Origin of the sequence: Micromonospora globbae, from assembly GCF_036184225.1 — a bacterium.
Lineage (GTDB): Bacteria > Actinomycetota > Actinomycetes > Mycobacteriales > Micromonosporaceae > Micromonospora > Micromonospora globbae.
The window spans coordinates 5,430,611-5,444,263 of the sequence record NZ_CP108084.1 but is presented as its reverse complement, the minus strand read 5'-3'; the positions used below and the strand labels follow the sequence as shown (position 1 = coordinate 5,444,263).

13 protein-coding genes are annotated in these 13,653 nt (G+C 73.2%); 5 read left to right on the top strand and 8 right to left on the bottom strand.

The window, feature by feature from the left end:
- The first annotated feature begins 322 nt into the window (after positions 1 to 322).
- The gene (locus tag OG994_RS24665; RefSeq protein ID WP_328851126.1) at positions 323 to 865 is read left to right on the top strand and encodes a hypothetical protein; all 543 of its coding nucleotides are present in this window, start codon (positions 323 to 325) and stop codon (positions 863 to 865) included.
- A 93-nt stretch (positions 866 to 958) separates the two neighbouring features.
- Here the strand turns inward: OG994_RS24665 and OG994_RS24660 are convergent, their stop codons facing one another.
- Positions 959 to 1,507: a GNAT family N-acetyltransferase gene (locus OG994_RS24660; RefSeq protein WP_328851125.1), complete on the bottom strand. Its 549-nt coding sequence runs from the start codon at positions 1,505 to 1,507 to the stop codon at positions 959 to 961.
- A 163-nt stretch (positions 1,508 to 1,670) separates the two neighbouring features.
- Positions 1,671 to 1,925 carry a transcriptional regulator gene (locus tag OG994_RS24655; RefSeq protein WP_120328298.1) on the bottom strand — a complete coding sequence of 85 codons (255 nt, stop codon included), beginning with the start codon at positions 1,923 to 1,925 and terminating at the stop codon, positions 1,671 to 1,673.
- A 351-nt stretch (positions 1,926 to 2,276) separates the two neighbouring features.
- Between OG994_RS24655 and OG994_RS24650 the strand changes: the two genes are divergently transcribed.
- Complete coding sequence (locus OG994_RS24650) at positions 2,277 to 2,729, top strand: hypothetical protein (RefSeq protein WP_328851124.1); 453 nt, start codon at positions 2,277 to 2,279, stop codon at positions 2,727 to 2,729.
- A 15-nt stretch (positions 2,730 to 2,744) separates the two neighbouring features.
- Here the strand turns inward: OG994_RS24650 and OG994_RS24645 are convergent, their stop codons facing one another.
- From OG994_RS24645 to OG994_RS24630, 4 genes are all read right to left on the bottom strand, one after another.
- Complete coding sequence (locus OG994_RS24645; protein WP_328851123.1) at positions 2,745 to 3,494, bottom strand: hypothetical protein; 750 nt, start codon at positions 3,492 to 3,494, stop codon at positions 2,745 to 2,747.
- 14 nt (positions 3,495 to 3,508) lie between these two features.
- Positions 3,509 to 3,826: a hypothetical protein gene (locus tag OG994_RS24640; RefSeq protein WP_328851122.1), complete on the bottom strand. Its 318-nt coding sequence runs from the start codon at positions 3,824 to 3,826 to the stop codon at positions 3,509 to 3,511.
- Positions 3,823 to 4,446: a hypothetical protein gene (locus OG994_RS24635; RefSeq protein WP_328851121.1), complete on the bottom strand. Its 624-nt coding sequence runs from the start codon at positions 4,444 to 4,446 to the stop codon at positions 3,823 to 3,825. Before OG994_RS24635 ends, OG994_RS24640 begins: the two co-directional genes overlap by 4 nt.
- A 255-nt stretch (positions 4,447 to 4,701) precedes the next feature.
- Positions 4,702 to 5,310, bottom strand: a complete 609-nt coding sequence (locus tag OG994_RS24630) for a dihydrofolate reductase family protein (protein ID WP_328851120.1) — start codon at positions 5,308 to 5,310, stop codon at positions 4,702 to 4,704.
- 165 nt (positions 5,311 to 5,475) lie between these two features.
- Here OG994_RS24630 and OG994_RS24625 point away from each other — a divergent pair, with 165 nt between their 5' ends.
- Both OG994_RS24625 and OG994_RS24620 read left to right on the top strand, forming a co-directional pair.
- A complete protein-coding gene (locus tag OG994_RS24625; protein WP_120328388.1) occupies positions 5,476 to 5,889 on the top strand; it encodes a carboxymuconolactone decarboxylase family protein in 414 nt (137 codons plus the stop codon).
- A 136-nt stretch (positions 5,890 to 6,025) separates the two neighbouring features.
- A complete protein-coding gene (locus OG994_RS24620) occupies positions 6,026 to 6,445 on the top strand; it encodes a CBS domain-containing protein (protein ID WP_120328293.1) in 420 nt (139 codons plus the stop codon).
- A 144-nt stretch (positions 6,446 to 6,589) separates the two neighbouring features.
- Here the strand turns inward: OG994_RS24620 and OG994_RS24615 are convergent, their stop codons facing one another.
- Together OG994_RS24615 and OG994_RS24610 are read right to left on the bottom strand one after the other, a co-directional pair.
- Positions 6,590 to 7,420, bottom strand: a complete 831-nt coding sequence (locus OG994_RS24615; RefSeq protein WP_328851119.1) for an MBL fold metallo-hydrolase — start codon at positions 7,418 to 7,420, stop codon at positions 6,590 to 6,592.
- A 57-nt stretch (positions 7,421 to 7,477) separates the two neighbouring features.
- Entirely contained in the window at positions 7,478 to 11,950 is a 4,473-nt protein-coding gene (locus OG994_RS24610; RefSeq protein WP_328851118.1) for a cation-translocating P-type ATPase, read from the bottom strand.
- Between the two features lie 279 nt (positions 11,951 to 12,229).
- On the opposite strand from OG994_RS24610, the gene OG994_RS24605 reads away from it, so the two are divergent.
- Positions 12,230 to 13,594 (top strand): MFS transporter, encoded by a 1,365-nt coding sequence (locus OG994_RS24605; protein ID WP_328851117.1) that lies wholly within the window; start codon positions 12,230 to 12,232, stop codon positions 13,592 to 13,594.
- Positions 13,595 to 13,653: the final 59 nt, after the last annotated feature.

The window sequence follows — 13,653 nt, the reverse complement described above, 5'->3', positions numbered from 1 at the left end:
TGGGCTGTTTTACCACCCGATGTTCGTGCGGTCCGTCGAAGCTGCCACATCCGTGCATGAGGAGTTGCTAGGTTCCTTGGGTGCCGTCCGGATCATGGCTCCCGCGTCCGTTGTCAGCTACGCGGAGGCGGCTGCCGACCGCATTGCTGACCTCGTAGGAACTCCTCTGCAAGGCAGGGGTTAGGGGTTCGAGTCCCCTGGGCTCCACCCAGCTCGTACCCGGGCTACGATCAGCCGTGGCGGATCTCAACCCTGACCCGGAGTAGTCGTAGCGCTGGAGGCCGCCTTTCCGCGTCACCTCCGCGCAGAGGTACAGAGCGCGTTGCGCGTGCTGCCGCCCGCGAAGCACAAGCCGGCGTGGCCCTTTCACGTGCTCGTAGCCGGCGAGCCTGTGGCGATCCCCTACCGCATCTACCCAGACGAACCGTCACCGGACGCGCAAGCAGCGCTGTCGCCAACCCAGCGCGCGATCGTCGACTGCCTGTACACCCGGCACCACGACGGCCGGGTGCGGCAGAACCATCTGGAACGGGTGGTCGGCCTTACCGAGCCCTGGGTGGCGCCATTCGTGGTGCAGCTGGTCGGCGAGTACGTCGACGAGATCCTGCTCGTCATTCAACGTGGTCTCGCCCCGTCGTTGGCTGTCCCTGACAACTGCGCAGGCAGGGTCTACGGGCGGTTCGCCGCCGAGAATCCGGCCTTCCTAGCGCTCATGAGCCAGCGAGTGGCGAGTTACTGGAGTTGCCACTACCGGCAGCGCTACCCCGCGCTGACCGACTACCCCGGTCACGTCCTCATCGCGGCTTTGCGGGCCGCGGCCCGCCGGTTCGGTACAGCAGTCAGCGGAGTGTCACCCGGGTCCTGACAACGATGTGTCACGCAGGTCCTGAGACCTGACAGCCGGCCGCCGGCGATGACGGGCTCCTGCCGGACGAGGAGATCCGCGAGGCAGCTTCAGCTAGCCGTGCCATTGCTCCGCGAGCAGTCCGTAGATCAGGGTGTCAGCCCACTCGCCTTTCAGCCAGTAGTCCTGGCGCAGGTGCGCTTCCTTGACCATGCCCACACGTTGGCACAGTCGCGCCGATGCCTCGTTCCGTGCATCGAGTCGCGCAATGACCCGGTGCATCCCGCAGTGCGCGAAGGCCACGCGGACGAGGGCGCGAACTGCCTCTGTGGCAAACCCGCGCCCGGATGCCGACGGATTGAAGATCCAGCCCATCTCACCCCGAGACAGCGTCTCGTCGGCCGGCCACAGAACAACATCGCCGACGACCTCGCCCTTGTGCTCAACCACCAGCGCCAGCGCGGAGTCGATACCGGTGACACCCAGACGGTGGACGCGCTTGGCCACCTGCTCGGCCGCGTGCTCACGCGACCACGGTTCCCACGGAACGTAGCGAGCAACGAGCGGGTCGCCGTAGTAGGCAAGCACGGCATCCACATCGTCCACTCGGTACTGTCGAAGAAGCAGTCGCTCGGTACGAATCGGCAGCACCAGCTCAGACATGTGGCCCCAGCACCTTCCTCTACTCATGAGGTGGTCGTCGACGGCCACCATACGGATTCGTGCCAACCACGTGCCGTTAAGCGGTACCCCGGACGGTCACCAGGGGCACGGTCGGTCGCGCCCTTTCTGCTCTGACCTGTTACGCCAGGCCCTGTCTCTCGGCTCACCGTCGGCGCATGATGGCGTACACGAGGCGGCTGGATGCGAACTCCGAGACCGTGACGAGTTCCCACCCGCTTCTTTCGAGCACCTCGGCGGCTGCGACGGCTTGCGTCACCCGGTCGGCGCCCACGCCGTGCGCGAGGACAGACAGCAGGCGATAGGGGTACGCCCGCAGATCCGCGCCGTGGGCGAGAACGGTTGCGGCGGTGACGGTGCGGGTGCGGGCGATCTGCTCGGGAGTTTCTGGAGCGGCCACAGCCCGAACGTAGCGTCCTCGCGGAGCAGCCCGAAGCTGGCAGCCAATGGGAGCAGCCCGAACCCGGCGGCCAACGCGGAGCAGCCGGAACCTGGCGGCCCGCGCGCGGGAGCGCAGCTGGTCGACCTCGCGGGGACAGTACGAACCGATCACGGACGGTATGGTCGGCTCGTGCGTGCCTGGATGAGGGTTGCCGGGGCGGTCGCCGGTCTCACGCTCGCCGCGGGAACGGCCGCCTGTACCGGGGCAGACGACGATCCGGTCGTGGCGCCGACCGGACCGGCGACGACGGCGGTTCCATCTGGCGGCGGCCCGACGCCCGCTGACGGCCCGCTCTACCACGCTGACGGGTTGGACCTGTGCGGGCGTACCGATCTGGCGGTGCTCGCGGACCTCGGGCTGACCGTGACCCGGACGGACCCGACGCCGCCGGCGGCCCGGCCCGGGGCGGCGTGCCTGTTCGAGATGCGGACGAGCAAGGGGTACGAGGCGAACCTGCGGGTGGAGGCGTCGACGCCCGGGACCGTGGAGGAGGCGCGCCGGTTGTATCGCGGCACCGGTCAGGCGACGACCATGCGGCGGATCGGTGCGGTCGACGGGGCGGGGGAGGAAGCCGAGGCGTTCGGCAAGCAGTCGGAGCCGGGGTTCAGGTACGCCGAGTACATGGTGCACTCCCGCACCGGCAACCTGGTGGTGAAGGTGTGGCTCGCCGTCGGCGGCGACTCCTATGTGCCCACCTCGACGCTGGCGGAGAAGTCCCTGGACATCCTGGCGGCGACCCGGTCAGCGGTCCCGACGGGTTGAGCGGTCAAGCCACGGTCAGCCGCGTACGGCTTCCGGCCACCGCCCTCCCGGCAGCTTCGAGTAGTCGCCGACCTGGGTGGCGATGTCCCGCACGTTGCCCAGCGCGTCGACGAAGCGCTGTCCGATCTTCAGGAGGGTGTCCAGCCCGGCCGTGACCAGGTCGCCGATCGACTCGGCGAGCGCGTCGACCGCCCAGAGCAGATCGACCAGGCTGGCGGCGTCGACGGCGGCCTGGGCGAGCTTTCCCGCCAGCGCCGTCACGATCTTGGCGAGTTCGACCACGTAGTCGACGTTCGCCTTGGCGATCTTGAACAGCCACTGGCTGATGAACTCGGCCTTCAGCACTGTCTCGTCCACCGCCGCCTTCTGCTTGGCCGCCTTGGCGTGGTAGGCGCTGGCCGCGTCGCCGCTCCACTTGGCCAGGTTCTCGTTCGCCGGTTCGGTGGTGACGAAGGAGAGGTCCGATACCGGGGTCTTCACATCGTTGACCCACCGGAAGCTGATGTTGATGAGCGAGAGGACCGGCAGTTGATGCTCCAGGGCGTGGTCGACGCGGTCGAGGACGTCGTCGAGCCTGTTGCGGACGTTGTCCAGGTGGTGCTTGACCCACCACAGGCCCGCGGGGCCCAGGAGCCATCGGTGCCCGTTGACCTGCTCGACGATCTCGTTGAACTTGTCGACGCACGTCTCGATGGCGGGCCGGATCTGGTCGAAGGCCTTGTTGAACGGTTCGCCGTACTCGAGGTCGGGGGTTCCTGGCTGCACTCGTCCGTCACCCCTCACACACTGTAGATCTCGTTGAGATCGAGGGAGATCATCTCGTCGGCGCGGTCGTATTCGTCGGCGATACGCCGCAGCGCGGCCCCGACCTGCTCGAACTCGGTGACCGCACCGCCGAGGACCGTGACCATGAAGGTGTGGAAGTCGCGGTACGCGATGGCGTGGATCGCCGTGTTGGCATCCCCGATGAAGAAGGCCGACGGGTCCAGCGTCAGCTCGGCCGCTGCTGTCTTGACCGCCGCGACCCGGTCCGACAGCTCGATCCACTTGCCGCCCTCGTCGCGGAGGGCATCGGTGATGACGACCAGTTCCTTCACGCCTGAGCCTTCCGCGGGTGGTGGGCGAGTTCGTAGGTGCGCAGGACCGTCAGGGCCTCGTACTGGAGCTGGCCGGCGTCCGACCTGGCGAGGAGGCCGGCGTCGCCCGTGACGGCGGCGATGGTGCCGCCGCGAAGATGCAGGGTGAGGCTGCCGTTCGGGCTGACGATGCGTCCCTCGGCCTCCGGACTCGCCGTCTGCGACAGTCGCGCGAGGTCCGCGTCGATGCGGTGGAGGGTCTCCCAGGTGCGCCGTAGCCACAGATGCTCGTCGGCCTCACGGGAGTCGGGCGCGTCCGGCTCCTGCGGTGCGGGCCGAGGCTCGTGCTCCTCCCGCAACGCCCGCAACGCCGCCGCTTCGAGCGTGGCCCGGACGACGGCGGTGTACGCCTCGAACAGCGCGTCGGGGAACCCGCCCGCGCCGAGCCGGGCGCGCCAGTCCTGCCTGACCGTGACGCTGTCGACCGTCCCCTCGGGTGCGCCCGCGTGGACGGTGACCGTGCCGGTACGGTCGCGGCCCGTGTAGCCGTCGGGCCCGGGCCCGGCCTCCGCCTCACGCATGGCGCGTTCGGCGCCGGCCCGCAACTCGGCGTCGCTGCCGAGGAAGTCAAGACTCGCCAAGGACAGGCGAACGTTCCGTCTGTTGTCCCGCATCCATCCCCCGACTGTCCCAGCCGCAACACGCTGTGGTCCGCCGACCAAGGCGATGCAGACCCACCGTACGGGAAGATTCACGACCCGTGGGGGCGGCCGGGAGCCGCCCCGGCTCGCGCTCTCGCCGCCGCGAGCTGGCGACGTCATGGCAGCCAGAGCGACGATGGAGCCCGGCCCTCGGCCACCGCGCGGGATGCCGCCCGGGCGGCATCCCGCGGGCGCCTATGCCGACTGGTCGGCCGACGTACGCGTGTAGGTGAGGAAGAGCGCGCCGCTGTCCAGGACGGTGTGGTCGGTGAGCTCCCAGCTGCGGGGGTCGAAGACCGCGCTCCGGCCGAACAGTGGGATGCCGGTGCCGATGGTCAGCGGTGCGAGCTTGACGATGAGCTGGTCGATCTCGGGATACAGGGCGCCGGCCAGTTCGCCGCCGCCGACGAGCCACAGATCCTTGCCGTCCTGCTGCTTGAGTTCGCGCACCTTCGCGACCGGGTCGCCGGACACGATCTCGACGGCCGGGTCCGGGCTCTCCGACAGGGTGCGGGAGAACACCAGGTGGCGCAGGTGGGGGTAGGCGTCGGTGACGCCGACCTTCAGACCGATGTCGTAGGAGTGGCGGCCCTCCAGGACCGTGTCGAAGCGGGTTCCGGCGGCGGTGATGCCCATGGCCTGCCGGGCCGGTCCCGGCAGGGTCTCGGGGTACTCGGCGATCAGGTGGCGCAGGTAGTCCTCGGGGAGCGGCCAGAAGCCGCCGGGGCCGGTGGGGTCGGCACCGTCGGGACCGGCGATGTGCCCGTCCAGCGTCGAGGCGATGTAGTACACGAGCTTGCGCATGAAGCGATTCCTAGCTGGCTGTGTGCGGAAGAGACCGACGCGGGCGGGCCGCCGGCCGAGCGACCAATGATCGCGTCGAGGTCCGGTTCAGGCAAGCCCGACTCGACCGGGTACCGCTTCGTCGATCCGCCACGTCACCGGACGGCAGGCGGAAGGATGGACATCATGGCGGCTGATCCGGAGAACGTCGCGGCGGACCCGGCGTACGCCGCCGCGCTGGACACGGCCGAGCGGCTGCTGGGCTTCCGCCTGGAACGCTTCCTCGGCCCGACTCCCGGTGAGCCCGACAACGCCGCGGACTTCAAGCGGATCGCGACGGTGCACGCGTTCGGCGACGTCTGGCCGCGTGGCGAGCACCTCGACACGCGGACGCGGGCCCTGGTGTCCGTGACGATCGCGGCGACCCTCGGCGTCCTGGAACCACTGCGGGGCCAGGTGCGCATCGCGCTGAACGCCGGCGCCACCAAGGAGGAGATCGTCGAAGTCTTCGTGCAGGTCGCGGCGTACGCCGGTGTGGCACGAGCGTTCGACGGCTACCAGATCGCCGCCCAGGTCTTCGAGGAGCGCGCGGCGGGCTGACGGGACACCGGACGGTCGACGCGGTCGCGTGTGGACCCACCCGCACGTCGGGGCGCAGGCGTCGTCGCGCATGGCCGGGGCGGCCCGGGGTAGGAGGAACGGCATCAACTCCCCCGGAAGTGAGGTGTGACGCCACATGCCGACCGCACGAGAGATCATGACGAGTGACGTGACCTGTGTCCGCGAGCAGGACGACCTCCTGACGGCCGCCAAGCAGATGGCCCAGCTCGGTGTGGGGTCGCTGCCGATCTGCGGTGACGACAACCGGCTCAAGGGCATGCTGACCGACCGCGACATCGTGGTGAAGGTGCTGGCCGAGGGCCGCGACCCCGGCAACGTCACGGCCGGCGAGCTGGCCCAGGGCGAGGCGGTGACCATCGGCGCGGACGACGACGCGGCCGAGATCCTGCGGACCATGGGGCAGCACAAGGTACGCCGGCTCCCGGTCATCGACGGGCACAGCCTGGTGGGCATCGTGGCCGTCGCGGACGTGGCCCGCTCCCTGCCGGAGCGCCCGGTCGGTGACCTCATCGAGGCCATCTCCGAGCGCGGCTGACCCGGCTCGCTCTCGACCGCCGCCGTCGGCCCTGTGGCCGCGGCGGCGGTCGTCGTACGTCGAGGAGCCGAGCGCTCCGGGCCTGCTCGGCCGGGCTCCGGGGCCGGGTCAGGTCGGTCGGGTGACGGTGGGCTCCGGGTCGGGTCAGGCCGGTCGGGTGACGGCGGGCTTCGCGAGGGCGGGCACGGTGAGGGGTACGGTCTCGCCGCGAGCGATGGTGCGCACCTGCTGGACGATGCCCCGCCGGCGCGCCTCCTCGACGAAGTGCGACAGCGGCGAGCGGAACACCCGGTAGTCGTCGTAGTGGACGGGCACCGTGAGCCGGGGGCGGATCAGCTCCACGAGGTCGGCGCCCTGCCGCGCGTCCATGGTGAGCAGGATGCCGGCGACCTTCGTGCCGCCGAGGTGGATGAGCATCGCGTCGATGTCCGGGTACCGCTCGGGGATCCGGGCGAGTTGCGGCCGGTTCAGGGTGTCGCCGGTGATGTAGAGGCGGAACGCGCGGGTGCCGCCGCGGACCAGGTCGATCATCGTGCCCATCACGTCGGGCATGAGCCGGTCGAGCACCCCCGGTCCGTGCTGGCCGGGAAGCGCGGTGAGCCGCAGGAACTCCCCGTCGCCGTGCAGCTCGTGGGACTGCCAGGTGGGCAGCCCCTCGGCCGCCCCGAAGCCCCAGCGGCGCAGCTTCCGCTCCGCGGCCGGGGTGGTCACGATCGGCAGCGTCCGGTCGAGTTCCCGGCGGGCCACCCGGTCGAAGTGGTCGCCGTGCAGGTGGGAGAGGACCACCGCGTCCAGCTCCGGCAGTTGGGCGATCCGCAGCGCCGGGTCCGTGCGCCGGCGGGACCACAGGCCCTTGCCGAGGTACGCGCGTTGCCCACGGTGCAGGAAGTTCGGATCGGTCAGCAGGGTGAACCCACCGATCCGGAGCACCGTGGTGGCGGTGCCGATGAACGTGACCTCGGGCTGCTCTGCCAACGTACCCACCTCCACCCCGGCCCGTACCCGGGAACGGGCCGGCCATGCCGATCCCGCTCACTCCGACGCCGAGCCGTCGCCGCCGGTGCCGTCGCGGCGGTCGCCGTCACCCCCGCCGGCCCCGTCGAGCGGGGGCAGCCGCTCGACCAGCCGGCTCAGCGCGCCGTTGGCGAACGTGGCCCCGACCGCGGACCCGGCCGCGATGCCCCAGCCGATCGGGCCGAGCGGCGTGCAGCCGAAGAAGTGGCTGAGCCCCGGCGTCTGCACGACGACGGCGAGCGCGCCGAGCGACGCCGCGGTGGAGGCGAGCACGGCCGGGCTGGTGCCCCCCGCGAGGACGGTCTGGCCCAGCTGCGTACCGACGAGCGACACGAGGGCCACCGTGCCGGCCCGGCGGCGTCGCCCGGTGTAGCGGGCCAGCGTCCAGCCGGCGGTGGCACCCAGCGTGGTGGCCGCCGCCCGCAGGCCGATCTCCCGGGTGAGCGTCTCGCCCAGCGACGTGTCCGGCCCCTCGCGCAGCAGGTCGTCGGCGTGGCCCATGGCGGGCGGGCGTACCGCGATGGCCATCGCCGGCACCAGGTCGGTGAGCAGGTTGACCAGCAGCAGTTGCCGTCCGTTGAGCGCGGACCGCCCGGTGGCCGCCGCGCTGAGCACACTGAACGCGATCTCGCCGAGGTTGCCGCCGACGAGGATGCTCAGCGCGTGGCGTACCGAGGACCACATGGCCCGCCCCTCGACGAGCGTGGCGATGATGGTCTCCAGCCGGTCGTCGGTGACCACCAGGTCGGCGGCGGCCCGGGCGGCCGGGGTGCCGCGCTGGCCGAGGGCGATGCCCACGTCGGCGAGGCGGATGGCGGGGGCGTCGTTGGCGCCGTCGCCGGTCATGGCGACCGTACGCCCGCACTTCTGCAACGCCTGGATGATCCGCACCTTGTGGGTGGGGGTGCAGCGGGCCACCACGTCGGTACGCGCCAGCCGCTCCGCCAGCGCCTCGTCGTCGAGCTGGTCGAGTTCGGCGCCGGTGGCGACGCGCTGTTCGTCGTGCTCGGTGATGGTGGCCGCGATCGCCTCGGCGGTCGCCGGATGATCCCCGGTGATCATGATGGTGTGGACGCCGGCCTGCCGGATCCGGCGTACGGCGGGTGCGGCGCTCTGCCGTACCCCGTCGGCCAGGGCCAGGAAGCCGACGAACGTCAGGTTGCGGATCTGGTCGTCGTCGACGTCCGCGTCGGCCACCCGGCACTCCGCGACGGCCAGGATGCGGTGCCCCGCGCCGGCCCGGTCGGCGAGCAGCCGGTGCAGGTCGGCGCGGCCGGCGTCGTCCAGCCGTTCCTCCCGCCCGTCGACCCGGCGGGACGCGCAGCGGGGGAGGACGGACTCCGGGGCGCCCTTGACGCTGAGCAGCAGTCCGCCGCCGCTCTCCCCGACGCTCGCGTGGTAGCCCCGCGACGGCTCGAACGGCAACCCGCCGACCAGCCGCCAGCCGGGTGCGCCGGCCTGCTCGGTCACGCCCGCCGCCGCGGCGCCCCGCCGGACCGCGCGGTCGGTCTGGTGGGTCAGCTCCTCCGGGTCGACGGCACCGGGGGTGGCCCGCAGTGCCGCGCCCAGGGTGAGCCGCAGCCGGTCGTCGAGCCGGTCGACCGGGGCGTACCGGCCGGCGTCCCCGTCGCCGACTCCGGCCAGCATCAACTGTCCTTCGGTGAGGGTGCCGGTCTTGTCGAAGCAGAGGACGTCCACCCGGCCGAGCGCCTCGATGGTGCGGGGGTTGCGGACCAGGGCGCCGTGCTCGGCCAGCCGCCGGGCGGCGGCCAACTGGGCGGCGCTGACCAGGAACGGCAACCCTTCCGGGACCGAGGCCACCGCCAGGTTCGCGGCGGTCGCGGCGGTCTGCGCGAGCGGTACGCCCCGGAGCAGCCCGGCTCCGGCCACCGCCACCGCCGAGCCGGCCGCCAGCGGGACGGCCGCCCGGGTGAGTGTGCCGAGCCGCGCCTCGACGCCGCTGGCCGGTGGCGCCTGCCGGGCCAGGGCGAGGCTGCGGCCGGCCTCGGTGTCGGCGCCGGTGGCGACCACCACGGCGGTGCCGTGCCCGGCGGCGACGGTCGTTCCCTCGTACACCATCGAGTGCCGGTCGGCGATGGCCGCCGCCACCACCGGCTGCGTGGTCTTGCCGACGGGGAGGGACTCGCCGGTCAGCGACGACTCGTCCGTCTCCAGACCGACGGCCTCGATGAGCCGGCAGTCGGCCGGTACGGAGTCGCCGGGCTCCAGCCGGATCACGTCGCCCGGCACCAGGTCGTCGGCGGCCACCACCCGGTCGGTGCCGTCGCGGCGCACCCGGGCCGTCACCGCCGAGCGGGACAGCAGCTGCGCGAGGGACCGCTCGGTGTTGCGCTGGTGCACGGCCCCGATCAGCGCGGACCCGCCGACGACCCCACCGACGAGGGCGGCGTCCACGAGCGAGCCGAAGGACGCGGACAGCACGGCGCCGGCCGCCAGCACGGGCGTGAGCGGGTTGGCGAGTTCGTCGACGAAGGCCCGGAGCAGACCGCCCGGACCGGGGCCCGCGCCGTGCGCGCCGGTGCGCCGCCGCCCCGCCTCGGCGCTCGTCAGTCCGTCGGGGCGGGTGCCCAGCCGGTCGAGGACGGTCTCGATCGGCATGAGGTGCCAGGCGGTGGCCGTCGGGGCGGGGGTGTCCGCCGGGCTCGGCAGCCGGCCGGCCCGCCACACGCCGTGACCGAAGGCCAGCGCCGCCGCGCCGTTGACGGCCGCCAGGCTCCGGCCGGGCAGGTGGACGGGCTGGGCGGTGAACGCACCCAGCGCGCCGAGGCCGGCGCCGGCCATGGCCACCCGGATGTTCTGCGCGGTCATCCGCCGGGCCGCCCCGGCGGCCTCGACGAGCAGGGCCGCCACGCGCAGGTCCGTGCCGACCAGCAGATGCGCTCCCCAGGGTGGCAGGTCGTCGGGGCCGTAGATCCCCAGACCGCAGTCCGAGGCGCCGAGGGCGGCCCGGTCCCCGGAGACCAGCATCACCACGGCGCCATCGCGTTGCAGTGTCCGCACCGACTCGGCCAGCCGGTCCCCGCCGGGCAGGACGGCGTCGGCGTAGCCGTACCGGTCCTCGTCGTCGCCGGCCACCACCAGCCGCAGGCCGGCGTGGCGCGCGGCGGTGGGTAGGCCGTCGACGCCGGGCGCCGGTTCGGGCTCGACCCGCAGCACGGCGGCCAGCCTGCCGCCCTCGGCGAGACCGAGGAGCCGGCCGCCGGCCGCGCGGAGCCGGGCGACGTCGGGCGTGTCGTCGGGGGCGTCGGCGTCCAGCCGGTCGAGCGGGCCGAGCCGCCAGCCGTCCGACTCCCGCAGCCGCTCCGGGTCCGCGGGGTCGAACAGCGCGAACGCCCGGCCCGCCACCTCCCCGGTGTCGGCGCCGGGCATGAGGGCCAGGTCGGCGAGCGTCCCGCGGTCCGAGCCGAGCACGGCGGCGTCGAGCACGAGCGTGTCGATCCGGTCGAGTTCGCGGAGCACCTCGCGATCCATGGCGATCACCCCGCGTCGGGCGAGGATCCGGCCCAGGTGGGCGGCGAACCCCTCGCGGCCGCTCCCGGGCGCCTTCGGCAGCGTCGAGAGCCCCAGCGCGGCGGCCCGCTTGCGTCCGACGACCGGGGTGGCGGCCGCTGCGGCCGCCGCGCCGGCGACGAGCATCCGGTTGACGTACCGCTCGACCGGCCCGTCCGGTTTCGGGCACGGTCGCTCCGCCGCCGGCCAGCGGGCGACGGCCCGTTCGGGGTCGCCGGTGAGCCGCGGCTCGGCCCGTTCCCACGTGGAGAGTTGGGCCCGCGCCTCGCCCCACTGCACGATCCGCTGGGCGCTGTCGAGCGCGATGCCCGCCCAGCCGCCGGTGAGGCCCTGCACCACCGCCTCGGCCAGGGGGAAGAGCACCTCCGTGCGGGGGTCGGCCCGCAGGCCCTTGCCGGCGAGGGCGTGCAGTCGCGGGTGCAGGTCCACGGCGGAGAGCAGGCCGGCCACCTCGGCGGGCACCGGAGTGAACGGCAGGATCCGGGTCGCCGCGGAGATGGTGAGGCCGAGCGCGTCCGAGGCGAGGGCGCCGAGGGTACGCGGGGTGCGGGGGCCCTCCTCGGGCGGATGCGGTGGCGGGATCTCCGGGTCCGGCTCGTACGGGCAGGCGCGTTCGGCGCGGGCGATCGTGGCGATGAGGTCACGGAGCTTCGGTCCCGGCGTGGAGACGGCCACCACGACCCGGCCGGACGGCGCGTTCACGCGGGCCCACTCGACCCCGGGGACGCTCTCCAGCGCCGCCTCCACCTGCCGGGCCAGCGCGTCGCCGCCGTCCTGGCAGACGCCGTGCACCTCGATGTGGTGGCGGCCGGGCCGGGACCACACACGCCGGCTGGTCAGGCCGACCATCCGCGCCAGCCGCGCCGCGGCGGAACCGGCGGTTCGGGAGGCGTCGCCGACCAGCCGCGGCACGCCGACCGGCGGAAGGAGCCGAGCGGCGGCGCGCGCGGCCGGGGTCATCGAGGCGTACGGCCGGACGGGTGCCGGCCCGACTCCCCTGCGCTGCTGCTCCTGACCTCCGTCATCTCGCCTCCCGCGCGTCGCGTCCGGCGCCCTGGCTTCCCGGCGTGCCGTCCGTTATGCCCTCCGACCGGCGGAATCTTGGACCGTCCGACCGTTCGTCCGCGCCGGCACCGGAGTTGCCGGTGAGAGAGGTGGGCCACTCGCCGGTTGACCTCAATCCGGGTTGAGGTCGCAGGCTGGGCGCATGCTGATCGATCTGCTGCGGGCGGGTGTCGCGTGACCGCCACGATGGCGCCGGCCGACCCGGTGCCGGGGCTTCTCTCGCCCCGGCTGCGCGCGATGACCGTGGGCAGCGTCGCGCTCATCTCGCTGCTCGCCTTCGAGGCGTTGGCCGTCGGTACGGCCATGCCGACGGTAGCCCGCAGCCTGGACGGGCTCGCCCTGTACGGGCTGGCCTTCGGCGGTGCGTTCGCCGCCGGCGTGCTCGCCATGGTGGTCTCCGGCATCTGGTGCGACGCCCGCGGGCCCGGTGCGCCGATGTGGCACGGGCTCGTCTGGTTCGTGGTCGGGCTCGTCGTCGCCGGCACCGCACCCGTGATGAGCGTGCTGGTCGTCGGCCGGGTGGTGCAGGGCTTCGGCTCGGGGCTGCTCTCCGTGGCGCTGTACGTGATCGTCGGCCAGGCGTACCCGGAGGTGCTGCACCGGCGGATCTTCGCGGCGTTCGCGGCCGCGTGGGTCGTACCGTCGCTGGTCGGACCCGCCCTGACCGGGCTGATCGTCGAGCACCTCGGCTGGCGGTGGGTCTTCCTCGCGGTGCCGGCGGTGGCCGTGCCGGCGGCGCTGTTCGTGCGCCCGGGCCTGCGGTCCGTCGCCGGTACGGCGGTGACCGGCCCGCCGGCGGGCGCGGCGGCGCGGATCGCGTGGGCGTGCGGGGCGGGGGTGAGCGCCGCACTGTTGCACATCGGGGGACAGCAGCGCGGCGCGTCCGCCGTGGTCGTCACGGCGCTCGCGATCGCCGGCCTGCTGCTCTGCGCGCCGCGCCTGCTGCCGGCGGGGTTCGTCCGCGCCGCCCGGGGGCTGCCCACCGTGATCGGCCTGCGTGGACTCGCCTCGGCGGCGTTCGTCGGCGCGGAGGTGGTCATCCCGCTCATGCTCTCGCGGGAGCGCGGTCTCTCACCGACGGCGGCCGGGCTGGTGCTCACCGTCGGGGCGGTGTCCTGGTCGGCGGGTTCCTGGATCCAGGGGAGGATCCCGGCGCCGGCCTCGCGGGCCACCCTGCCGCGCGCCGGGCTGGTCTGCATCACGGTCGGCATCGGGACGGTGGCGTTCACGGTGGCGCCCGGCACGCCGGTCCTCGTGGGCGTCCTCGGTTGGGCCGTCGCCGGGCTCGGCATGGGGCTGCTCTACCCGTCGCTGTCGGCGCTCACCCTCGAACTGTCCGGTCCCGGGGAGCAGGGGCGCAACAGCTCGTCGCTGCAACTGGGCGACTCGCTGAGCGCGGCGACCGTGCTGGCGCTCACCGGAGCCGTGCTCGCCGCGGGATCGGCGCCGGGCCCCGGCAGCTACCTCACCACCCTGACCGTCTCCGCGGCCCTGGCGCTGGTCGGCACGCTCCTGGCCACCCGCGTCTCGCCGCGGTGACGTGCTGCTCGACCAGGACGGCCTCGGCCTGATCATGAAGTTGTTGCCACTCGTTGTCT